The sequence below is a fragment of the Streptomyces sp. NPDC013187 genome (genome assembly GCF_042899705.1).
GTDB classification, from domain to species: Bacteria; Actinomycetota; Actinomycetes; order Streptomycetales; family Streptomycetaceae; genus Streptomyces; species Streptomyces hawaiiensis_A.
Window position 1 is genome coordinate 16,178 of sequence record NZ_JBIBAF010000006.1, and the last position, 22,647, is coordinate 38,824.

At 72.3% G+C, this 22,647-nt stretch carries 14 protein-coding genes; 8 read left to right on the forward strand and 6 right to left on the reverse strand.

From position 1 onward, the window contains the following. Nucleotides 1–5: 5 nt before the first annotated feature. Nucleotides 6–440: a roadblock/LC7 domain-containing protein gene (locus ACFY5B_RS13555; protein WP_389968539.1), complete on the reverse strand. Its 435-nt coding sequence runs from the start codon at nt 438–440 to the stop codon at nt 6–8. Further along, nucleotides 437–3,514: a nitrate- and nitrite sensing domain-containing protein gene (locus ACFY5B_RS13560; RefSeq protein ID WP_389968541.1), complete on the reverse strand. Its 3,078-nt coding sequence runs from the start codon at nt 3,512–3,514 to the stop codon at nt 437–439. The genes ACFY5B_RS13555 and ACFY5B_RS13560 overlap by 4 nt, the downstream gene beginning before the upstream one ends. Before the next feature lie 401 nt (nt 3,515–3,915). On the opposite strand from ACFY5B_RS13560, the gene ACFY5B_RS13565 reads away from it, so the two are divergent. After that, entirely contained in the window at nt 3,916–4,497 is a 582-nt protein-coding gene (locus ACFY5B_RS13565) for a hypothetical protein (RefSeq protein WP_389969184.1), read from the forward strand. 77 nt (nt 4,498–4,574) lie between these two features. Here ACFY5B_RS13565 and ACFY5B_RS13570 read toward each other — a convergent pair whose 3' ends face one another. Then, a complete protein-coding gene (locus tag ACFY5B_RS13570; RefSeq protein WP_389968543.1) occupies nt 4,575–5,765 on the reverse strand; it encodes an NAD(P)/FAD-dependent oxidoreductase in 1,191 nt (396 codons plus the stop codon). Nucleotides 5,766–5,850: 85 nt separating this feature from the next. Further along, on the reverse strand, nt 5,851–6,174 hold the full coding sequence (locus ACFY5B_RS13575) for a bifunctional 3-phenylpropionate/cinnamic acid dioxygenase ferredoxin subunit (RefSeq protein ID WP_104778865.1): 324 nt from the start codon (nt 6,172–6,174) through the stop codon (nt 5,851–5,853). Nucleotides 6,175–6,487: 313 nt separating this feature from the next. Here ACFY5B_RS13575 and ACFY5B_RS13580 point away from each other — a divergent pair, with 313 nt between their 5' ends. The 7 genes from ACFY5B_RS13580 to ACFY5B_RS13610 all read left to right on the forward strand — a co-directional run bounded on the left by ACFY5B_RS13580 (nt 6,488) and on the right by ACFY5B_RS13610 (nt 16,986). Beyond that, nucleotides 6,488–7,318: an IclR family transcriptional regulator gene (locus tag ACFY5B_RS13580; RefSeq protein WP_389968545.1), complete on the forward strand. Its 831-nt coding sequence runs from the start codon at nt 6,488–6,490 to the stop codon at nt 7,316–7,318. 223 nt (nt 7,319–7,541) lie between these two features. Continuing rightward, nucleotides 7,542–8,627: an S-(hydroxymethyl)mycothiol dehydrogenase gene (locus ACFY5B_RS13585; RefSeq protein WP_389968547.1), complete on the forward strand. Its 1,086-nt coding sequence runs from the start codon at nt 7,542–7,544 to the stop codon at nt 8,625–8,627. Between the two features lie 116 nt (nt 8,628–8,743). Further along, nucleotides 8,744–11,194, forward strand: coding sequence for an FAD-dependent oxidoreductase (locus tag ACFY5B_RS13590; RefSeq protein WP_389968549.1), 2,451 nt, complete (start codon nt 8,744–8,746; stop codon nt 11,192–11,194). 32 nt (nt 11,195–11,226) lie between these two features. Then, the gene (locus ACFY5B_RS13595; protein ID WP_389968551.1) at nt 11,227–12,375 is read left to right on the forward strand and encodes an aromatic ring-hydroxylating dioxygenase subunit alpha; all 1,149 of its coding nucleotides are present in this window, start codon (nt 11,227–11,229) and stop codon (nt 12,373–12,375) included. Then, nucleotides 12,350–13,816, forward strand: a complete 1,467-nt coding sequence (locus ACFY5B_RS13600) for an aldehyde dehydrogenase family protein (protein WP_389968553.1) — start codon at nt 12,350–12,352, stop codon at nt 13,814–13,816. The genes ACFY5B_RS13595 and ACFY5B_RS13600 overlap by 26 nt, the downstream gene beginning before the upstream one ends. A 39-nt stretch (nt 13,817–13,855) precedes the next feature. After that, a complete protein-coding gene (locus ACFY5B_RS13605; protein ID WP_389968555.1) occupies nt 13,856–15,418 on the forward strand; it encodes an APC family permease in 1,563 nt (520 codons plus the stop codon). A gap of 17 nt (nt 15,419–15,435) precedes the next feature. After that, a complete protein-coding gene (locus ACFY5B_RS13610) occupies nt 15,436–16,986 on the forward strand; it encodes a GMC family oxidoreductase (protein WP_389968557.1) in 1,551 nt (516 codons plus the stop codon). Nucleotides 16,987–17,037: 51 nt separating this feature from the next. Here the strand turns inward: ACFY5B_RS13610 and ACFY5B_RS13615 are convergent, their stop codons facing one another. Both ACFY5B_RS13615 and ACFY5B_RS13620 read right to left on the reverse strand, forming a co-directional pair. After that, nucleotides 17,038–21,678 (reverse strand): hypothetical protein, encoded by a 4,641-nt coding sequence (locus tag ACFY5B_RS13615; RefSeq protein ID WP_389968559.1) that lies wholly within the window; start codon nt 21,676–21,678, stop codon nt 17,038–17,040. Nucleotides 21,679–21,713: 35 nt separating this feature from the next. Next, nucleotides 21,714–22,595: a hypothetical protein gene (locus ACFY5B_RS13620; RefSeq protein ID WP_389968561.1), complete on the reverse strand. Its 882-nt coding sequence runs from the start codon at nt 22,593–22,595 to the stop codon at nt 21,714–21,716. Between the last annotated feature and the right edge of the window lie 52 nt (nt 22,596–22,647).

Here is a 22,647-nt window from a genome sequence, read left to right on the forward strand (position 1 = left end):
TCCCACTACCCGCCTGCGGGCAGATCGGTGCGCGGTGCGGACGCCAGATGCACGCCCACCCGCTTCACGAGGAGCGTCATCTCGTAGGCGACCTGGCCCACGTCCGAGTCGGCGTCCGAGAGGACGGCCAGGCAGCTGCCGTCGCCGGCGGCCGTCACGAACAGGAAGGCATCGTCGAGCTCGACGACCGTCTGGCGGACGTTGCCGGCCTCGAAGTGGCGTCCCACGCCCTTGGCGAGACTGTGGAACCCGGAGGCGACGGCAGCGAGGTGTTCGCTGTCCTCCCTGGTCAGGTCCTTGGACAAGCCCGTCGGCAAACCGTCGCCGGAGAGCACGAGGGCCTTGCGGATGCTCGCGACACGGTCCACCAGATCATCGAGGAGCCAGTTCAGCTGGCCCTTGTCGGTCGCGGTGTGGCCGGTCGCCTTCGGTGCGGTCATCGACCGTCCCCCTCTGTCGTTCCTTGTGGTGCTGCGCCGCTGTGGGCTGCATCGCCCGCGGCGTTCTCCTCACGGCCGCGCTGCCAGCCACGCTGGAGCGATGCCATGCGGCTGCGTACTTCCTCCGCGTCGCGTTCGACGGGCTCGGCCCTGTCCTCGCCACGCGGCTGCGAGCTCCGCTTCAGCTGCGGGGCCAGGTTGGCCTGCCGGACGCGGCGGGGGAGCGGGGCGGTGCCGGAACCGGACTGTGGTGCGGAGCCGGTTCCCCGGGGCGCCGTGCCCGAGCCCGTCGCGTGGCCCACGGCGCCGCCGGTGGCGGCCGGCGTGGAGCCGGAGCGTTGGTCCGATCGTTCCGGGCCGCTCGATGCGATCTCCGCGCGGCGGGTGCGCCTGGGGAGAGCGGACGGCTCCGACCGGTCGCCCGCGGCGCCACCGGGTGCGGCCGGGGGCTCCGTGTGGTCCTCGGTGCGGCCGATCGCCCCGATGCCGCGGCGGCCCGCATCCGTCCCGCGACGTCGGGCAGGCAGCGGCGGCGGTGCGTCCGGCCGGGCGTCGTCACGACGGCTGCCGGTCGAGGGGCTCTCGGTGCGGCGCCGGGCCGGAAGCGGGAGCGCGGGTTCGGGTCCCGGCCGGCCGGTGCCCCGCCCGGGCGCGGACTCCTCGCCCCTGTCGCGTGACGGGAGCGCCGAGGTGGTGCTCGCATCCGTTCGGCCGGTGGCGGGGGCCGTCTCCTCGTCCGTCCTGCCCCGCCGGGGGCGCTGCTCGGTCACCGGGCGACCGTGCGAGCTGACCAGCTTGGGGGTGTGGCGGCGGGGCAACGCGGCCGGGGCGCTCAGCTCGTCGTCGCTGTCGGTCCGGCCCCCCGTGTTGCGGGTGTCGGGCTGCCGACGCGGATCGGTGCGGCGGCCCGCGTTCTCGTCCGGGTCGCGGGTGAGGGAGTGGCGGGGGCGGAACAGACCACCGTGCTCGCTGTCCTCGTCCTCGATGGCGCCCGGGAAGTCTCCGATGGCGTCCAGGCCGACGGGGGCCTCCAGCTCGACCGGGCCGTCCAGCAGGGCGGCGGGCAGGCCGGGGCGCTGCGCGGGCGCGTGGGACAGGGCGGCGCGGCGGTTGTCCTGCGGCTCGTTGTCCGGGGCCAGCTGGGGGCGGTCGAGACGGAACCCGAGCCCGTTGGTGTCCGGGACGTCGTCGGTGAGCAGCGTGTCGGGGATGAAGACCACGGCGGTCGTGCCGCCGTACGGGGAGGGTTGCAGCGAGACCCTGACGTTCTGGCGCTGGGCGAGTCGGCTGACCACGAACAGGCCGAGCCGGTCGGTGTCGGAGAGCTCGAACTCCGGCGTCTCGGCGAGCCGGAGGTTGGCGTCCAGGAGCGCCTCCGCTGCCATGCCGAGGCCACGGTCGTGGATCTCCAGGGTGAAGCCGTTCGCGACACGCTCGCCCAGGACCTGGACGGCGGTGTGCGGCGGCGAGAAGACCGTGGCGTTCTCCAGGAGTTCGGCCACGAGATGCGTGAGGTCGGCGACGGCCGGGCCGGTGATGGCGTTCCGGGGAAGGCGGCGGACCTCGATGCGCTCGTAGTCCTCGACCTCGGCGACGGCGGCGCGTACGACGTCCATGAGCTGTACGGGCTTGCGCCACTGACGCGAGGGCGCGGCGCCGGAGAGGATCACGAGGCCCTCGGCGTGCCGGCGCATGCGGGTGGTGAGGTGGTCGAGGCGGAACAGGTCGGCGAGTTCCTCGGTGTCCTCGGTCCGGCGCTCCATGGCGTCGAGGAGGGTGAGCTGCTTGTGGAGGAGGACCTGGCTGCGGCGCGCGAGGTTGACGAAGACCTCGGAGACGCCGGCGCGCAACTCGGCCTGCTTGACGGCGGCTTCGACGGCCGCGCGCTGCAGGGTGTTGAGGGCCTGGCCGACCTCTCCCATCTCGTTCTTGTCGTATTCGAGGCGCGGGACCTCGGTCTCGACGTCGACCTGCTCGCCCGCGGAGAGGCGGCGCATGACGCTGGGCAGGCGCACTCCGGACGCCTCGTGGGCCTCCAGGCGCAGCTGCCGCAGATCGCGGATGAGGGTGCGGCCGACGCGTACGGACAGGAAGAGGGAGAGCAGGAGCGCGATCAGGCCGAGGGCACCGGCGATGACGGCCTTGGCGATGACGCCGACGGCCACGGGGTGGACGCGGTCCTGATAGCGGTCGTTGGCCTGGTCGTTGAGGGTGCCGAGCTCGTCGAGCACGTTGCCGGCGGCGCTGTCCCAGCTCTTCGCGGAGACGCCGCGGGGGGTTCCGGCCCCGGAGGAGACGGCGGCTTCCTCGGCCACACGCAAGGGGGCGGAGGAGGCGTTCTTCCAGAAGCTCTGGTAGCGGTCACGCTCCGCCACGGGCAGCAGCGGCAGGTTGACGTCGTACATCAGGGTGCGCTGGGCCACGAGGTCGGAGATGTCCCGCTCTTCGGAGTGGGAGATCCTGCCGACGATCAGGGCGGAGCCGAGGAGGGCGTCCTCGCGGGAGAGCAGTTCGCGGGCGCGGGCGAGATTGACCAGCGCGCGGTACTGCTTGTCCAGTTCGATGTTGTCGACCACGTGCAGGTTGGCGAGGAGGACGTAACAGGGGTCGACGAGCCGGTTGTACAGGTCGAGGGCCTGGGTGCGGTTGACGGTGCCGTCCTCGACGCTGCGGCGCAGCGACTCGATGCCGTCGAAGCCGTCCAGGACGGCGGTCAGCCGCTCGTCGGTGTCCGCGCCCATCGCGTCACGCACATCGGGGTTCCGGGCGTTCTCGCGGATGCCGCTGACGGCCTTGTCGGTGGCCGAGCGGCTGCGCCGGAGCGCGGCGAGGCCGTCGGACGCGCGGGGGTCGGCGAGGTAGACGAGGGTCTGGCGGCGTTCTTCCTGGAGGACCCGGACGGTGTCCTCGATGGGATAGCCGATCTTCTCCACCACGGACGACACATTGAACAGGTCGCTCGCCTCACGTCCCGTGAGCACGGTGGCGAAGGTCCAGATCGCGGTCAGGGACACCAGCGGCACGAGAAGCAGCGCCACGATCTTCCGGCGGATGGACTTCCCGCGAAAGCGCATGGCCTCCCCCAGCTCGGGCCCCCGGCTACCGGGGGTACACATGTGCGTCAACAAACGGCGCGAGCCTACTACCGACCCACAGGGAACTCGAAGGCCGGTCCGGAACCTGAACTTCCGCGCCAGCCACGAGGCGTGGCGAGTTGTCCGGTCATTGCGGGAGTTGTCTCCCCGAAACCGGTGGTGGCGGCACGGATCAACCCCCCAGCGACTCGTGGGCGGTTGGCTGAAACTTTTCGGTTTCCGGGAATCTTCGTGAGCGGCCGTTCGTCCTTCTCCATGGGAAACGGGGGCGGAATCGGCCACAGGAGCCGCGTCCCGCATCTGGGCGGCGTAAAACAGCGCAAGCCGGGCAGCCACTGGGGAGCACGGGTCTTCGGATGCGAGCGAGCGGTCTGCTGGCGGTGGGGAGTGACACGGTGACGGGCACGGCGGAACGGCGCGGTGCGTCCAGGGCTTACGGGGCGCAGCTGACAAGGCATCAGAGTGCCGATGCAATCGATCGCGACAGATCCGAGGGCGTGGGGGAGCCCTCGGGGCGCGAAACGGGGGTTCCGGCTCGCGAGGCGGGTCGCGGCGCTCGGGAGCGGCAGCACTACCGGCCCCTGTGGGTCGAGGAGCCCGCACGGCGGCGTCGGTTGCCGGATCCGGTGCGGACGGCGGCCGTGCGAGCGGTCCTCCTCATAGCCGTGACCCTCATCCAGGCCATGGTGGCGTTCCTGTGCACGATGGCCGGGTCCTGGCTGGCCTTCCCCATGGTGATCAGCAGTGTGGTCAGCACGATCGCGGCCACCTGGGGAGCGCTCGACGTGTGGGTGACCCGCCAGGTCTGGAACCAGCGCAACGGGGTGGTGTCCGTGCCGAGCAGCACGGCGCGGGCCCTGCGGCGCGAGCGGCGGCGGACCCGGCGGCAGGAGCGTACCGCCGAGCGGGCGCAGGAGCGGATACGCCGGCGGGGTGGCGCCGGGCAGTTGTCCCACTCGTGAGACAGGGCGGCAGGTGCCGGGGCGAGGCGACCGGGGCCGGGACCGGCCGACGGGCCCGGATCCGGGCCCGCGCCTTCTCACCGTAGGAGCGACTGCCTCTGCCCCTCCCCCGCGTCCCGCGCGAGTTCACGGCGCGCCCGCATGAAAGGACGTGGCCGGTCCACGCCGAGGACGGCCGTCGTGCGGCCGTCCCGCTCGTACCGGGCCAGGAACCCGCCCTCGGCCGGTGCGCCGTCGGAGAGTTCGCCCTCGGTGATGCGGACGGTGTCGCCGTCCCGGCGCCGACCGGCGAACTGGATGCGGGCGCCGTACTGGTCGGACCAGAAGTAGGGCACCGCGACGACGGTCTCGGCGGTACGTCCCGCGAGCAGGTTGGTCACGGCGACTCTCGGCTGCTGGGTGGCGGACGTCCAGTGCTCGGCGCGGTGGCCGCCGACGCCGGCCACGTCTCCGACGGCGACGACCTGCGGCAGGGCCGTCACGCAGCCGTCGTCGCACAGGACACCGTCCCTCAGGGTCAGAGGTGAGCCGACGAGCCAGGCGGTGTTGGGGACGGCTCCGATGCCGACGATCACGACGTCCGCGGGGAGACTGCGGCCGTCGGTGAGGTTCACTCCGGTGACTTCGGCGGTGCCTCGCAGTCCGGCCACGCCGGTTCCGGTCACGAGCTCCACGCCGGCGCGGCGGTGCAACGCGGCGCACACGGCGGCCATCTCGGCGCCGAGTTGGGGCACGAGCGGGAGCGGCGCGGCCTCCACGACGGTGACGGAGTGACCCAGGGAGGAGCACGACGACGCGGTCTCGGCGCCGATGAAGCCGCCGCCGATGACGACGACCCGGCGCGGGCCCCGGGTGAGTTCCTCGCGCAGGGCCCGGGCGTCGTCGAGGGTGCGCAGCGTGTGCACTCCGGCAAGGCTGTCGCCGGGCAGGCGGCGTGCCGAGGCGCCGGTGGCGATGACGAGGCCGTCGGTGGAGACGGTGCGGCCGTCGTCCAGCAGCACGGTCCGGCCTCGGGCGTCCAGGGCCCGGGCGCGGACGCCGAGGATCCACTCGGCGCCGAGTTCCGCGCTCTCCTCGGCGTCGGTGAGCGCGAGGTGGGTCTCGTCGGCCCGGCCGGTGAGGAAGTCCTTGGAGAGAGGTGGCCGGTCGTAGGGGTCGTGAGGTTCGTCGCCGACGATCACGAGACGCCCGTCGTAGCCCTGGGCGCGCAGCTCCCGGGCGGCGTAGAGACCGGAGAGCGAGGCGCCGACGACGGTCACGGTTCGCATGCGGGGCGCCTCCTCGCGGCGTCGGCATCGCCGCCACGGCCACCCCTCCTGGTACGAGTGCCGGGGGCGCCCGTGCACTGCGTGTTCACGCCGCCGTCCCTTCCTCCGCCGCGAGGTGCAGGTGGATGACACCGTCGTCCACGGTGACGCGGTGGGTGCGGACGGGGCGGCGGGCGGGGAGGCAGGTCGGGGCGCCGGTGCGCAGGTCGAACGAGGCCGCGTGCAGCGGGCATTCGACGAGGCAGCCCTCCAGCCAGCCCTCGGAGAGGGAGGCGTCCTGGTGGGTGCAGGTGTCGTCGATGGCGTAGAGATCGCCGTCGTCGGTGTGGAACACGGCGACGGGCGGGGTCGTCTCGACGCGGAAGGACTCACCCTTGGGGAGGTCTTCGAGGCGGCAGACGGGAATCATGGGCCCCCCTCTCGGTCCGGGACGCATGGTCCGGACCAGTTCGGCCAGACTGTAGGCAGTTCCTGAGTGCCGGGGCCGGGCGGGCCCGGGCACGGGAAGGTGGTTGGTGCACGTCATCCGGCCCCACCGTGAGGTCGGGTCCCCCTGCCGGGGCTCGTCCCCTACCGGGGTCCGGACGCTTCGGTAACATGATGTTTCACATCGCGCATGAGTAAGCGCTATACGCAACAGAATCCGGGCGAGACGACCGTCGCGTCAAGGGGTTCCCGCAGATGCGGCCCGAACCGGGCCGACAGGTGGTGAGAGTTCAGCCATGACCCGCACGCAGAAGCAGTCCGGCCAGGAGGAGAACCGCACCGAAAGCGGAGCCAAGCAGAGCGGCAGAGGCGCGGCCAGTGCCGTCCAGTCCGTGGACCGCGCCGTCAGTGTGCTGGAGATCCTCGCCCGGCACGGCGAGGCGGGGGTGACCGAGATCGCCGACGAGCTGGACGTGCACAAGTCCACGGCGTTCCGGCTGCTCGGCGTTCTGGAGAACCGCGGCCTGGTGGCCCAGGCGAAGGACCGCGGCAAGTACTACCTGGGCGCCGGCGTACTGCGCCTCGCGGGGGCGGCGGCAGTGCGGCTGGATGTGTCCCAGGAGGGCGTTCCGGTGTGCCGGGAACTCGCCGACGAGCTCGGCGAGACGGTCAACATCGCGGTGCTGGACGACGACGCGGCGGTCAACATCATGCAGGCCCGCGGCACCGCGTCCGTCACCGCGCAGAACTGGCTCGGCCGACGCACCCCGCTGCATGCCACGGCCAGCGGAAAGGTGCTGCTCGCCCATCTGCCCCCGACCCTGCGCGAGGGCCTGCTGGCGCGCCCGCTGCACCGCTTCACGGAGCGCACCGCCACCGTCGCGTCCATGCTGCGCGGCGAGTTGGACACGGTGGTGCAGCAGGGGTACGCGATCACGAGGGAGGAACTGGAGATCGGGCTGGCGGCAGCGGCGTCTCCGGTGCGGGCGCACGACGGCAAGGTCATCGCGTCGCTCAGCGTCTCGGGGCCGGTGTACCGGCTGACCGAGGAGCGGCTGCCCGAGGTGGCCAAGCGCACGGAGGCGGCCGCGGTCGAGCTGTCCCGCCGTATGGGATACGGCTTCTGACGTAGCCACGGCCGGTCGCCGGCAGCGCCGGGACACAGCGCGGGAACAGGTGAAATCCCTGGTCCCGCGCTGTTGTGTGTCCGGCGGATTTCACCCGGCCCGTCCGCTTGTCCATGGGTTGACCCGAACCATGGGCCGTACCTCTTGACGGCTCCTCGATGGCGTTCCCACTATGTTCCCCATCGCGCAACCCATCGTGCACTGCGCAACAGAGGAGCCTGTCGTGCCCCACGAGGTCCGTGCCGTAGTCGCTGTCGAGAAGGGCGCACCCGTCGAGGTGCGGACGATCATGGTTCCCGATCCAGGGCCCGGGGAGGTGCTCGTCACCGTGCAGGCGTGCGGGGTCTGCCACACGGATCTGCACTACCGCGAGGGCGCGATCAACGACGACTTCCCGTTCCTGCTGGGCCATGAGGCGGCGGGCACGATCGAGGCGGTCGGCGAGGGGGTCACCGACCTCGGGCCCGGTGATTACGTGGTGCTGGCCTGGCGCGCACCCTGCGGCGGTTGCCGCTCCTGTCGCCGCGGCCGTCCCTGGTACTGCTTCGACTCCCGCAACGCGGCCCAGCCCATGACCCTTCCGGACGGCACGCCGCTCTCCAACGCGCTCGGTATCGGCGCGTTCGCCGAGAAGACGCTGGTCGCGGCGGGCCAGGCGGTGAAGGTCGACCCGGCGGCACGCCCGGAGGCGGCCGGGCTCATCGGCTGCGGCGTGATGGCCGGGTACGGCGCGGCGGTCAACACCGGCAACGTCGGCCGGGGTGACTCGGTCGCCGTGATCGGCTGTGGCGGGGTGGGCAACGCGGCGATCGCGGGCGCCTGCCTCAACGGCGCCATGAAGGTCATCGCCGTGGACATCGACGACAGCAAGCTCGACCTGGCGGAGAAGTTCGGTGCCACGCACACCGTCAACTCGCGGGGCACGGACCCCGTCGAGGCGGTGCGGGAGCTCACGGGCGGTTTCGGCGTCGACATCGCGATCGACGCGGTGGGCCGCCCCGAGACCTTCCGGCAGGCCTTCTACATGCGCGACCACGCCGGTCTGCTGGTCCAGGTCGGCGTGCCGTCCCCCGAGACGACAATCGAACTGCCGCTGATCGACGTGTTCTCGCGGGGTGGCGCGATCAAGTCGTCCTGGTACGGCGACTCTCTGCCGAGCAGGGACTTCCCGTTCCTCATCGACCAGTACCTGTACGGGTTGCTGGACCTGAACGCGTTCGTCAGCGAGACCATCGCCCTGGACCAGGTGGAGGCGGCGTTCGCGAAGATGCACCGGGGTGAGGTGCTGCGCTCGGTGGTCGTGCTCTGAGCACACGCCCGGCGCCCTGAGCCTTCATCCCGAGCACCCCTCGGACCGCCCCCGTACCTCCGCAGCCCCAGCGCCCCACTCCCCCAACGCGTCCAACCGTCCCGGCAAGGAGGGGCATGTCCAGCACACCCGAAAACCCCCGCGTGGTCGTCATCGGTGCCGGAATCGTCGGCTGCTCCCTCGCCGACGAACTGACCGCCCGCGGCTGGACCGACGTCACCGTCCTCGAACAGGGGCCCCTGCCCGCCCCCGGCGGCTCCACCTCGCACGCGCCCGGCCTCGTCTTCCAGACCAACCCGTCGAAGACCCTCACCGCCCTCGCCCGGTACACCGTCGAGAAGTTCGGCTCGCTCGACGTCGACGGCGTCTCCTGCTTCCACCAAGTCGGCGGCCTGGAGCTGGCCACCACCCCCGAACGCCTCGCGGAGCTGCACCGCAGGGCCGGTTACGCCGCCTCCTGGGGCGTGCGCGGCGAGATCGTCAGCGCCGCCCGTTGCAAGGAACTGTGGCCGCTGGTCGACGAGTCGGTGGTCCTCGGTGGCTTCCACACCCCGGACGACGGCCTCGCCCGGGCGCTGCTCGCCTGCCGCGCCCAGATGACCCGGGCCACCGCGCGGGGCGCCCGTTTCCTGGAACGGCACACGGTCACGGGCATCGAGCAGACGGACGGCCGGGTCACCGCCGTCGTCACCGACCGGGGCGCCTTCCCGGCCGATCACGTCGTCTCCGCGGCGGGGTTCTGGGGGCCGGTCATCGGCCGCATGGCCGGAGTCGACGTGCCTCTGCAGCCGCTCGCCCACCAGTACGCCAGGACCGGGCCGCTCCCCGAGCTGAGCGGCGCCACCGCGGAAGCCTCGAAGCCGATCCTCCGCTTCCAGGACCGCGACCTGTACTTCCGCGAGCACACCGACCGCATCGGCATCGGCTCCTACGCCCATCGTCCCCTGCCCGTCGACCCGTTCGCCGTCCTGCCGTACGACGAGGCCCGGGCTCGGAACATGGACATGCCGTCCTCGTACCCCTTCACGGAGGAGGATTGGGCCCCCAGCTGGGCCGACTGCCGGCACCTCATGCCCGCCCTGCGCGACACCGAGATCGAGGCCGGCTTCAACGGCGTCTTCTCCTTCACCCCGGACGGCATGCCGGTCCTCGGCGAATCCCGGCGCCTGCGCGGCTTCTGGCTCGCCGAGGCCGTCTGGGTCACGCACTCCGCCGGTGTCGCCAGGGCGGTCGCCGAGTGGATGGTGGACGGGCGGCCGTCGATCGACCTGCACGAGTGCGACCTCACGCGGTTCGAGGAGGCGCAGCGCTCACCGTCGTACGTCCTCGAACGCGGTGCGCAGCAGTTCGTCGAGGTGTACGACGTCATCCACCCGCTCCAGCCGATGGAGCGGCCACGGCCGCTGCGCGTCAGCCCCTTCCACGCCCGCCAGCAGCAGCTCGGCGCGTACTTCCTGGAGGGCGGAGGCTGGGAGCGCCCGCACTGGTACGAGGCGAACGCCCCGCTCGTCGACCGCCTCGGGCCCCTCCCCGAGCGGGACGCCTGGTCGGCCCGCCACTGGTCGCCCATCGCGGCGGCCGAGGCGAAGGCGACCCGCGAGGGCGTCGCCCTCTACGACATGACGCCCCTGCGCCGCCTCGACGTCACCGGTCCCGGAGCACTGGACTTCCTCGACCGTATGACCAGCAACAACCTCCGCAAGAAGCCCGGCGCGGTCACTTACACCCTGCTCCTCGACGAGTCGGGCGGCATCCGCTCCGACCTCACCGTGGCCCGTCTCGCGCCCGACCGTTTCCAGGTCGGCGCCAACTCCCCCGCCGACCTGGACCGGCTGCTGCGGCACGCGCCCGCCGACGTCCACATCCGGGACATCACCTCCGGCACCTGCTGTGTCGGCGTCTGGGGCCCGCTCGCCCGCGACCTCGTCCAGCCGCTCACCCCCGACGACTTCTCCCACGAGGCCTTCGGCTACTTCCGGGCCAAGGAGACGTACATCGGGCACGTCCCGGTGACGGCCATGCGGCTGAGTTACGTCGGCGAGCTGGGCTGGGAGCTGTACACCACCGCCGACCTGGGGCTGCGGCTCTGGGACACGCTGTGGGAGGCCGGCCGGGAGCTCGGCGTGATCGCGGCGGGCCGCTCGGCGTTCAACTCCCTGCGCCTGGAGAAGGGCTACCGCGCCTGGGGCGTCGACATGACCGACGAGCACGACCCGTTCGAGGCCGGTGTCGGCTTCGCGGTCCGCATGGACAGGGACGACTTCGTCGGCAAGGCCGCGCTCACCCGGAAGAGCGAGGCCACCCGGCGCCTCACTCCGCTGCTCCTCGACGACCCCGCCGCCGTGGTCCTCGGCAAGGAGCCCGTCTACGTCGACGGCCTCCCGGCCGGCTATGTCACCAGCGCGTCGTACGGCTACACGCTCGGCCGCTGCGTGGCGTACGCCTGGCTCCCCGCCGGTCTTCCCGCGGGCACGGGCGTGCACATCGAGTACGTCGGCGAGAAGGTCCCGGCCACCGTCGCCGACGAGCCGCTGTTCGACCCGAAGATGACGCGCATCCGCCGCTAGGGCCCGTCTTGGCCTCTCTGAGGAGCACGCACGTGACGACCACCCCGATCCCCCCGAGCCTGATCGCCACCCTCCCCGGGCACTACTACACCGACCCGGACGTCTTCCGGCAGGAGCAGGAACGCGTCTTCGAGTCGATGTGGTTCTGCGCCGTCCGCAGCGCCGACCTCGACCGCCCGGGCGCCTTCCGCACCGTCCAGGTCGGGCGCGAGAACGTCATCATCACCCGTACCCGCAAGGGCGACCTTCGCGCCTTCCTGAACGTCTGCCGGCACCGCGGGGCGCGTCTGTGCACGGAGGAGTCGGGTGAGATCCGCCGCACGCTCCAGTGCCCGTACCACGCCTGGACGTACGACCTCGACGGGAAGTTGATCGCCGCGCCCAACTTGATCAAGATGCCGGACGTGGACCGCGTCGCGTACGGGTTGATCCAGGTGGCCCTGCGCGAGTGGCTCGGCTACGTCTGGGTGTGCCTGGCCGACGAGCCGCCCTCCTTCGAGGAGACGGTCCTGCACGCGGCCGTCGAGCGGCTCGGCGACGTCGCCGCGATCGATCATTACGGCACGGAGAACCTCGCGCTCGGCAAACGCATCACCTATGACGTGAAGGCGAACTGGAAACTGATCGTCGAGAACTTCATGGAGTGCTACCACTGCGCGACGATCCACCCCGAACTGACCGAGGTGCTCCCGGAGTTCGCCGACGGCTACGCCGCCCAGTACTACGTGGGCCACGGCGCGGAGTTCGGCGACGAGGTCAAGGGCTTCACGGTCGACGGCAGCGAGGGCTTCGGCACGCTGCCGGAGGTGAGCGCCGACCAGGACCGCCGCTACTACGCCATCACGGTCAAGCCGACCGTCTTCGTCAATCTGGTCCCGGACCACGTCATCCTGCACCGCATGTTCCCGCTCGCAGAGGACCGCACGGTCGTCGAGTGCGACTGGCTGTACGCGCCGGAGGTGGTGGAGTCCGGGGCGGACGTGTCGAAGTCCGTGGAGCTCTTCCACCGGGTGAATGTCCAGGATTTCGCAGCCTGTGAACGGACGCAGCCGGCGATGGCCTCCCGGGCGTACCGCAAGGGCGGTGTGCTGGTCCCCAACGAACACCACATCCAGATCTTCCACGAATGGCTCGTCGAGCGGCTGGGAGGCGCACATGCCGGACCTGTTCATCGACGGTGAGTGGCGGGGCGCACTCGACGGACGCACCCGGGAGATCCGCTGTCCGGCCGACGGCTCCCTGGTCGGGGTCGTGGACGAGGCGGGCGGCAAGGACACGGTGGAGGCGATCGCCGCCGCGCGCCGCGCCTTCGACGCGGGGCCCTGGCCGCGGACCCCCGCGCAGGAGCGCGGCGACCTGCTGCTGCGTGTCGCCGGGCTCCTGGACCGGGACAAGGAGGTCCTCGCCCGCGCGGAGTCCCTGGACACGGGCAAGCGGCTGGTGGAGAGCGCGTACGACATCGACGACATCGCGCGCTGCTTCCGCTACTTCGGGCGGCTGATCGCGAGCGAGCACGGCCGGGTCGTCGACACCGGCCGGGAGGACATCGACAGCAGGGTGGTGCACGAGCCGGTCGGCGTGTGCGGGCTGATCACCCCGTGGAACTACCCGCTCCTGCAGACGGCGTGGAAGGTCGCCCCGGCGCTCGCGGCGGGCAACACCTTCGTGCTCAAGCCGAGCGAACTGACCCCGCACACCGCCATCCACCTCCTGCGGCTGCTGGCGGAGGCCGGCCTTCCGCCGGGCGTCGGCAACCTGGTACCGGGCGCGGGGCCGGAGGCGGGCGCTCCGCTCGCCGACCATCCGGACGTGGACCTGGTCTCGTTCACCGGCGGTCTGGAGACCGGCCGCCTGCTGATGGCGGCGGCCGCCGGCACGGTGAAGAAAGTGGCACTGGAACTCGGCGGCAAGAACCCGAACATCGTCTTCGCCGACGCCGACTTCGAGGCGGCCGTCGACATGGCGCTGACCGCCGTGTTCCTGCACTCGGGGCAGGTCTGCTCGGCCGGGGCACGGCTGCTCGTCGAGGACTGTCTGCACGACCGGTTCGTCGACGAGCTCGTACGCCGTGCACAGGACATCCGGCTGGGCGGGCCGTTCGACGAACGGGCGCAGACCGGGCCGCTGATCTCGGCGGCTCACCGGGCCAAGGTCGAGGCGTATGTGGCGCGGGGCGTGGCGGAGGGCGCGGTGCTGCGCTGCGGCGGCGCGCGCCCGGACCGGCCGGACCTCGCCGACGGCTTCCACTACCTGCCCACCGTGCTGGACGAGTGCGCCTCGGGGATGTCGGTGGTCCGGGAGGAGTCCTTCGGACCCGTCCTCACCGTCGAACGCTTCACGACCGAGGAGGAGGCGGTACGCCTCGCCAACGACACCGTCTACGGCCTCGCCGGCGCGGTATGGACGAGCGACGAGGCCCGCGCGGCCCGGGTCGCGGCCCGGCTGCGGCTCGGCACGGTCTGGATCAACGACTACCACCCCTACGTCCCCCAGGCGGAGTGGGGCGGTTTCAAGCAGTCAGGCTTCGGGCGCGAACTCGGGCCGGCGGGGTTGGCCGAATATCGCGAGACGAAGCACATCTGGCGCAACACCCGTCCCACCCCCCAGGGTTGGTTCGACTGACCCACGCCGCCCTGAGGCACACCCATTGAGGAACCGCCCATGAAAACAACCGCAGAGTCGACCGACCCACACGGCCGGGACGACGCCGAACTGACCGAGTTCGGCTACAGACCCGAGCTCAAGCGCACCCTCGGCAACTTCCACACCTTCGCCGCCGGGATCAGCTACATCTCGATCCTGACCGGCACCTTCCAGCTGTTCTACTTCGGCTACGGCAGCGGCGGCCCCGCCTACTGGTGGTCGTGGCCGATGGTCTTCGTCGGCCAGTTCATGGTGGCCCTGTGTTTCGCGGAGCTCGCCGCGCGCTATCCCGTGGCGGGCTCGGTCTACAACTGGTCGAAGAAGATAGGCAATCCGCATCTGGGCTGGCTCGCCGGCTGGATGATGCTGATCGCCTCGATCGTGTCCATATCGGCCGTCGCGCTGGCCTACCAGCTGACGCTGCCGCAGATCTCGTCGTTCTTCCAGTTCGTGGGGGACGGCACCGGTACGTACGACGTGGCGACCAACGCGGTCATCCTGGCCGCGGTGCTGATCCTGTTCACGACCCTCGTGAACGCCTTCGGCGTCAAGTTGATGGCACGGATCAACACGGCGGGCGTGTTCATCGAGTTGATCGCCACCGTCGTACTGATCATCCTGTTCGCGGTCCACATCACGCGCGGTCCGCAGGTCGTCATGGAGACGCACGGCACCGGCGCGGGCTACGGGAACGGCTACCTGGGCGCCTTCCTGGTGGCCTCGCTGGCCTCGGCGTACGTCATGTACGGCTTCGACACGGCCGCCTCGCTCGGTGAGGAGTCCCTGGACCCGACCCGCAACGCTCCGCGCGCCATCATCCGGGCGATCGTGGCCTCCTTCATCCTCGGCGGCCTGGTCCTGCTCCTGGCGCTGATGAGCGTGTCGAGCCTGAAGGGCGACAAGCTGTCCACGGACGGCCTGCAGTACATCGTGCTGGACGTGCTCGGCCCGACGGCCGGCAAGGCGATGCTGTGGTGCGTGCTGATCGCGGTGACCGTGTGCGCCCTGGCGGTCCACACGGCGGCGGTCCGGCTGGCGTTCGCCATGGCCCGCGACAACAACCTGCCGGCGTCCTCGAAGCTGGCCCGGTGCCACCCGCGGTTCCAGACGCCGGTCCTGCCGACCGTGATCATCGGGATCCTGGCGCTGGCGATCCTGGTGGTCAACATCCGCCAGCCGCAGATCTTCACCGTCGTCACCAGCATCGGCATCATCATGATCTACCTCGCCTACCTGGGGGTCACGGTGCCGCTGCTGGTCGCGCGGCTGCGCGGGAAGTGGCAGCCCGCGGGCGAGGGCCGATTCTCCCTGGGCCGCTGGGGCCTGCCGGTCAACATCCTGGCGGTCCTGTGGGGCGCGGCCATGACCCTCAACCTGATCTGGCCGCGGGCCGCGGTCTACAACGCCTCGGCTCCCTACCACTGGTACCTGCGCTGGGGCGCGGTGCTGTTCGTCGCCGTCATCGCGGGCGGCGGTTTCGCCTACTACTGGTTCGTCCAGCGGCACCGGACCGGGGTGCTCGCCGAGCACCGTTCCGAGGTCTCGGCCACCGCTCCCGTCGCCACCCCGGCGGCCGACTGAAGACCGAAGGAGAACCCATGACCACGCATGAGTTCGACTACGTCGTCGTCGGCGGCGGCACCGCGGGCAACGTGGTGGCGGCCCGGCTCTCCGAGGATTCCTCCGTCACGGTGTGCGTGCTGGAGGCCGGCCCGAGCGACGTCGGCGACGACGACGTCCTGCGGCTGGAACGCTGGATGGGACTGCTGGAGTCCGGCTACGACTGGGACTACCCGGTCGAGCCGCAGGCCAGCGGCAACGGTTTCATGCGGCACGCGCGGGCCAAGGTGCTCGGCGGCTGCTCCTCGCACAACTCCTGCATCGCCTTCTGGGCGCCGGCCGAGGATCTCGACGACTGGGCGGCCGCGGGCTGCACGGGCTGGAGCGCGGCCGACCTGTTTCCGCTGTACCGGCGGCTGGAGAACAACGACGCCCCCGGCGACCACCACGGCCGCACCGGCCCGGTGAAGCTGCGCACGCTGAAGAGCGACGACCCGTGCGGCAAGGCCCTGCTGGAGGCGTGCGCACAGGCGGGCATCCCCACCGTCCCGTTCAACACCGGCCGCACGGTGCTCCGGGGCGCCAACTGGTTCCAGATCAACTCCGACGAGAACAACATCCGCCAGTCGTCCTCGGTCGCCTATCTTCACCCGATCCTCGGCAAGCGGCCCAACCTGGAGGTACGGACGGGCGTACGGGCCAAGAGGCTGGTGCTCGACGGACGGCGCTGCGTGGGCGCCGAGTACCTCGACCCGGATCTCGTCCACACCCGGACGGTACGGGCCCGGCGTGAGGTGATCGTGTCCTGCGGGGCGATCGACTCGCCGAAGCTGCTGATGCTGTCGGGCATCGGCCCGGCCGGGCGGCTGCGCGAGGTCGGCGTCGACGTGGTCGTGGACGCGCCGGGCGTCGGGGAGAACCTCCAGGACCACCCCGAGGGCGTGATCATGTGGGAGGCCCGGCAGCCCATGCCCTCCACGTCCAGCCAGTGGTGGGAAGCGGGCGTCTTCTACGACACCGAGCCGGGGCTCGACCGGCCGGACCTGATGTTCCACTACGGCTCGGTGCCGTTCGACATGAACACGGCCCGGCACGGCTACCCCACCTCCGAGAACGCGTTCTGCCTCACGCCCAATGTGACGCGGGCGAGGTCACGCGGGACGGTGCGGCTGCGGACCCGGGACTACCGGGACAAGCCGAAGGTCGACCCGCGGTACTTCACACACGAGCACGACGTGCGCGTGATGACGTACGGGCTGAGGCTGGCCCGGCGGATCGCCGAGCAGCCGGCGCTGAGCGGGTGGGCGGGGGCCGAGCTGGCGCCCGGGCCGGACGTGCGGACGGACGGCGAGCTGCTCGACTACATCCACAAGACGCACAACACCGTCTACCACCCGTCCTGCACCGTGAAGATGGGCGCGGACGGTGACCCTTCGGCACCCCTGGACGCGCGGTTGCGGGTCAAGGGGGTCGAAGGGCTGCGGGTGGCAGACGGGTCGGTGATGCCGGATCTCGTCACCGTCAACCCGTGCATCACGACCATGATGATCGGCGAGAAGTGCGCGGATCTGTTGCGGGGAGCTGCCTGACCGTGGGCGACTGCGCGGCCGTGGTGTCCGGTCGCGCAGTTCCCCGCGACCCTAGGGCGTCGTCGACGCCGGGCGCTTGTACATCCTGGTCGCCGTGATCTCGCTGTGGACCGCTTCCCCCGCCTGGGGCTGCTGCGGCAGACCCGGGCGGAGGTGTTCCTCGACGCTGATGTACTTGAGGCCGGCCCTGAGGTCGGCGTCGTTGCGCATCCGGATGACCAGGGGGAACTCGGCCAGCGCGGTGGTGTCGAACAGGCCTGTGGTGTACAGGAGCTGCACGCCCAGGGCGTCCGACACCGCCCGCTGGAGTTCCAGCAGGTACGTGGCGTTGGCGCGGCCGATGGGGTTGTCCAGGAAGAGCGTGCCGGCGTGCCGGTGCTTGTCGCGGCCCCGGTCGTTCGAGCGCAGCGCGGCCATCGTGCAGTAGAGGGCGATGGCGGCGGTGAGGAGCTGCCCGCCGGAGAAGACGTCGCCCATCTGCCCGACGGGGACGCGCTCGGCGCGCAGCACGGCGTCCGGCTTGAGGATCTCGACGGCTACGCCCTTGGGCTGGAGAGCGGCGGCGACGCCCCGCAGCAGCAGGGACATTCCGTCCCGGCGCAGGTCGGAGTTCTTCTTGACGGCGGCACGGGTCGCCTCGTCGATGACCTCGCCGAGCCGCTCGGTGAGGGTGGCCTGGTCGGGTTCCTCGAAGCGGATGCGGAGGAACTCCTGTCCCGACCACTCGCCCAGGCCCTCCGGCAGCCGGGAGAGCCGCTGGGCGGAGCGCAGGGTGGCCAGGGCCGACTCGACCAGGCCGCGCAGGCGGTCCACGATCGAGTCGCGGTTGCGCTCCAGCTGCTCCAGTTCGTCGGTCAGGACGCGCAGGCGGGGCGCGAAGGCGTCCGCCCACTTCTGGGCGTGCTCGGGCAGCGCGGAGGCGGGCAGTTCGCGGATCTGCTGGCGGGCGGGGGTGCGGACCTGCTCGTAGCGCGTGGAGTTGGCGTGCCGGACGAGGATGTCGCTCGCCTCGCGGACGGCAGCCTCGGCGGCGGACAGGTCGGCGGCGCAGCCGCGCAGGGAGCGCCGGGCCTCGGCTGCCGCCTGCCGGGCCTCCTCCGGGCTGCCGGCGTAGGGCTCGGGCTCTTCGTGCTCCTCGTCCGTGGCGTGCTCGCGCAGCAGGTCGCGGAGCATGGCGGCGATCTCGTCGAAGCCGCTCGCCGCGTCCTCGGCGGCGCGGTGGGCGTCGAGGAGCTCGGCGTGCGCCTCGCGGGCCTGGTCCAGCGACTCGGTGTGGGAGGCGAGTTCCGCCGTGGCGGTGCGCAGCAGGGTCTGCGCGTGTTCGGTGTCGCGCGGCCGGAGGTCCTCGGGGAGGTCCGTGTGCGTCTCGCCGTCGTCGGCGGGGGCGAGACGTTCGGCCTCGCCGCGCAGCCGTCCGAGCTGCTCGCTCGCGGTCGACATCCGGGTCTCCAGGAGCTGCACCAGCTCCTCGGCGCGGGCGGAGGCGGCCTGGCGGCTGGGGCCGTCGGAGCCGTCGGGTGATTCGAGGAGCTGCTCCGCACGCGTACGGACCTTGTTGCTCAGCCGGTCCAGTTCCGCGCGGGCCGCGCTCTCGTCGCTCTCGGCACGGGCCTGCTCGGCGCGCAGGTCGGCGCCGACGCCGACCTTCTCGTACAGCTGGGAGGCGGCCCGGTAGGCCTCGCGCAGGGCGGGCAAGGAGGCCTTGGGGGTCTGGTCCTCGTCCTCCGGGACGTCGTCGGGGGCGCCGGCGATCTCGGAGCGCTCGGCGCGCAGCGCGCGGGCGGTGCGGCGGGTGTCGTCGGCGGCGCGCTGGGCGGCACGGCGGTCCTCGTCGGCGGCCCGGGCCCGCTCCAGGCAGGCCTGGGCGCTCGCCTCGGACTCGGCGGCCTCGTCGGCCAGTTCGCGCAGTTTGACCTGCCAGCCGGCCCGCTCGCGCAGCCGGAAGGCGAGCCCGGCGAGGGCGTCGGCGGAGCGGCGGGCCTTCTGCGCGGCCTCCTGCCGCTCGTCGCGGACGCGCGCGGCCTCGGTGGCGACCTCGTCGGCCTCGGCCCGCAGGGTCCGGGCCTCGGCCAGCTCGGCCTCCGACTCCTCGGCGAACGCGTGGGTGTCGTGGGCGGCCCGGGCCAGTTCGGTCAGCCGGCCGGCGGGGCAGCCGGTGCGCCAGGAGGCGAGCCGGGCGGCCAGTTCGCGGTCCTTGCCGAGCCGGGCGGCGAGCGTGCGGATCTCCTCGTCCCGCTCGGTGGCCCGGGCGCGCAGCGCCTGCCGCTCCTCGTCGGCGGCGTGCTCGTCGTGCATGGCCGGGTTCGGCGGCACGAGGAACACGTCGCCGCTGTCGGTGTCGGGGGCCGGGGTCGGGGCGAGGAGGGCGGCGGCGGTGCCGACCGCCACGGCGGAGCGGGGCAGCAGTGCCGCGTCGCCCAGGGCTTCCCGGGCGCGGGCGTGGGAGTCCGGGTCGGTGATGATCACACCGTCGACGAGTTCGGGCCGGGCGGCCAGCACGCGGGCGTGGTCGGCCGGGTCGACGGCCTGGGCGAGATAGCGCCAGCCGGGCAGCGCGGGAATGCCGTGCTCGCCGAGGAACTCGACCGTGGCGAGCACGTCAGGGCCGGGTGGCAGCAGCCCGCCGTCGCCGAGCGCGCCGAGGATCCGGGAGTCGTCGGCGGCGGCCGTACGCAGTTCGAACAGCTGCCGCTCGGCGGAGGAGACGGCGTTGTCGAGCAGGTCGCGCAGGTCGTCGGCGAAGCGGTCGAGTTCTTCGGGGGTGAGCCCCTGCTCGCCGGCGGCCGGCTGCGCGGCCCGCTCGCCGTCCGTGCCGTGCCGGGGCTGCGGGATGCCCGGCCGGGTCTGCGGGGTGAGGCTGAGCAGTTCCGCCAGCCGCTCCTCCCCCGCCAGCGCCTCGGCGGTGCGGCGCTCGGCCTCGTACGACCGCTCCGCCGCCGTCGCGGCGTCGGCGGCGCGGGCCGCGGTGAGTTCCGCGCGGCTTTCGGTGGCAGCGGCTTCGCGCGCCTGCTCCGTGGCCCGGCGGGACGCCTCACGGGCCGCGTCCCAGGCCGCGACGGCGGTCTTCTCGGCGTCGCTGGCGGCCAGGGCCGCGCGGGCCGGGTCGGCGTCGGGCGCGGAGTCGTCGAGCCAGCCGGCCCGCACCGCCTCGGCGGTCTCCTGCTCGACCTCGGCGAGGCGCTGCTTGAGGTGCCCGATCTCGCTGCGGGCGCGCTGTGCCTGGGTGGCGGCGGCGGTGGAGTCCCGGTAAGCCGCGTCGCTGACCTCCTGGAGGGCGGCGGAGCGCTCCTCCTCCTCGTTGGCGTGGCTTTCCGCCTTCTCCGCGGCGGCGTGCAGGGCCCGTACGAGGTCGACGGCGGCCTTGGAGCGGGCGGCCAGCGCAGGCGCGGCGTCCCGCTCGGCCTCCTGGATCGCGGCGGACACGCGGGTGACGCGGTCGGAGGCGGCGCGGTGACGCAGTACGGCCTCGGCGGCCTGCCACGCCGAGTACAGGGTGCGGGCGTCGGCGAGCTCGCGCTTCTGCGCGGCGGCGGACTTCTCGGCCCCGGCGAGCGCCAGGGAGGCGTGCCGGTAGGCGAGTTCGGCGGAGATCAGCGCGCTGCGCTCGCGGGCAGCCTCGGCGTGGGTGACGGCGTAGGCGGCGGCGGTGACCCGCTGGGCCAGGTCGGCGGCGCGGGCCCGCTCCCGCACACCGCGCGCGGACAGCCTGCGGGCCAGGGTCCGGGTCCGGCGCTCGGCCGCGGCGTGGATGTCACGCGCGCGTGAGCGGGCCTCGGCGGCCTCGACAATCCGTCCGAGGAGGTCGACGGACCCGGCGGTGAAGTCGCGTTCGGCCATCAGCTCGGCGCGCCGGCCCAGCTTGTTGCCGAAGCCGCTGACCAGGTCGGCGAGCCCGTCGGTGTCGCGGGTGTCGGTGACGGCGCGCAGCAGCAGGTCGGTGAAGTCGGCGTCCTTCTTGACGGCGAAGAGACCGGCCGCCTCACCTTCGTCGGCGTTCATCTCGCGCTGGTAGCGGAAGAGTTCGGGGTCGAGGCCGAGGTCGCCGAGGTGCTCGATCCAGCGGTCGTGGGTCTCCTCCCAGTGCACCTCCAGGTGCGGGTAGTTCTTGCCCGCCTCCGTGAGGGCGTCACGGAAACCCTTCATGGTGCGGCGCCGCCCGCGCGCACCGGACTGGCCCTCGGCGTGGGCCCGTACGGCGGTGGCCTCCGCCACGGGGAGGTTGTCCAGGCTCAGTCCCGGGCCGGGCCGGAAGGAGTACCAGGCCTCGGCGAACTTCCGCGGGTCGTTGGAGACCTGGCGCCCGCGCCACTCGCTGACCTTGCCGACGACGACGCACTCGCCGGTCAGCACGTGCTGCCACTCCAGTGCGACGTGCCCGCAGTCGTCGGCGAGCAGGAACTTGCGCAGCACGCCGGAGCTGGCGCCGCCGAGGGTGTTGCGGTGGCCCGGCAGCATCACGGAGAAGATCAGCTTGAGCAGCACCGACTTGCCGCCGCCGTTCTCCAGGAAGAGCACGCCCGCGGGCGCGGGCCGGCGCGGCGGGCCGACCGGCTCCTCCTCGAAGAACTCCGCCTGGGCGGGCGCGGGGTCGGGCACGATCTCGCCCACACCGCGCAGGTCAAGCACGGTGTCGGCGTAGCGCGCACCGGCGGGCCCGATCGAGTAGAGGCGGACCCGGGACAGCTCGTACATGGCGGACTCTCGTAAGTCTTCGTGAGATGGGGAGTTCAGGAGGAGTGGAACGGCAGCCCGGCGTCGGCGACCAGCTCCAGGTCGTCGCTCTCCTCGGCGGGCAGCAGTGTCGGCGTGCCGTCGGTGACCGGGACGACGCCCAGGTCCAGCAGCTCGGCCATGGCGGCGCTGCCGGCCATGTCGCGGACCTGGAGCTGGTAGCGCGCGGTCGTGCGGTACGTGCCGCCGTGGTCGTCGCCGGTGCGCTGCAGGAAGCCGGATTCGGTGAGGAACGCGGCGGCCTTGGCGACGATGCCGGTGGTCGAACCGGCCAGGCGGCGGGCGTCCTTGGTGGCGCCGGTCGCACTGCGCCGTACCCAGATGCGCCAGGCGGCCTCCAGGCCGGGCGCGTCGGTCGCCGGGTCGGTGTTCTCGCCCTGCTGCTCGGCGCGCTCCTCCAGCCGGCGGCAGGCCTGGCGGACGAAGGCGTCGACGCCGTTGACCGTGATCCGGCCGATGTAGCCGTCGTCGGCGAGGTCTTCGGGGCGCGGGAACGCCATCGCGGCGACGGCGAGATGGGCGAGCCCGTGCAGGAACCGGTCGCCGCCGTCGGCGGACGTACGACGCGCGTAGTCGCCCATGCGGACGGCGAACACCGAGTCCTCGGCGGCGGTCACGGCCATGCCCGCGCGCGGGGAGACCTCCAGCACGATCAGCCCGAGCCCGGTCGCCACGGCGTCCGCGAGGCGCGCGAAGGGCGGGTCCTCGCGGTAGCGCCGCAGCAGATCCGCGTACTCCTGGTCGCGGGCGGGCTGCAGCTTGGGCTGAAGGCCGAACGACACGAGCCGAGCCGCGTCGGCGGCGTCGGCGGGAGTGACGGCGGCGGTGGCCGCCGGGGCCGGGCTCTCCGCGTCGCCCCACTCGACGTGCTCGCTCACGACGTGAACTCCTTGACCTTGTAGACGAGAGTGCGGGCCACGCCCTCGGGGG

Coding starts and splice junctions, on each gene's coding strand:
- ACFY5B_RS13590 (WP_389968549.1), top strand. CDS start 8,744: ATGTCCAGCACACCCGAAAACCCCCGCGTGGTCGTCATCGGTGCCGGA.
- ACFY5B_RS13600 (WP_389968553.1), top strand. CDS start 12,350: ATGCCGGACCTGTTCATCGACGGTGAGTGGCGGGGCGCACTCGACGGA.
- ACFY5B_RS13560 (WP_389968541.1), bottom strand. CDS start 3,514: ATGCGCTTTCGCGGGAAGTCCATCCGCCGGAAGATCGTGGCGCTGCTT.
- ACFY5B_RS13615 (WP_389968559.1), bottom strand. CDS start 21,678: ATGTACGAGCTGTCCCGGGTCCGCCTCTACTCGATCGGGCCCGCCGGT.
- ACFY5B_RS13610 (WP_389968557.1), top strand. CDS start 15,436: ATGACCACGCATGAGTTCGACTACGTCGTCGTCGGCGGCGGCACCGCG.
- ACFY5B_RS13580 (WP_389968545.1), top strand. CDS start 6,488: ATGACCCGCACGCAGAAGCAGTCCGGCCAGGAGGAGAACCGCACCGAA.
- ACFY5B_RS13555 (WP_389968539.1), bottom strand. CDS start 440: ATGACCGCACCGAAGGCGACCGGCCACACCGCGACCGACAAGGGCCAG.
- ACFY5B_RS13575 (WP_104778865.1), bottom strand. CDS start 6,174: ATGATTCCCGTCTGCCGCCTCGAAGACCTCCCCAAGGGTGAGTCCTTC.
- ACFY5B_RS13605 (WP_389968555.1), top strand. CDS start 13,856: ATGAAAACAACCGCAGAGTCGACCGACCCACACGGCCGGGACGACGCC.
- ACFY5B_RS13570 (WP_389968543.1), bottom strand. CDS start 5,765: ATGCGAACCGTGACCGTCGTCGGCGCCTCGCTCTCCGGTCTCTACGCC.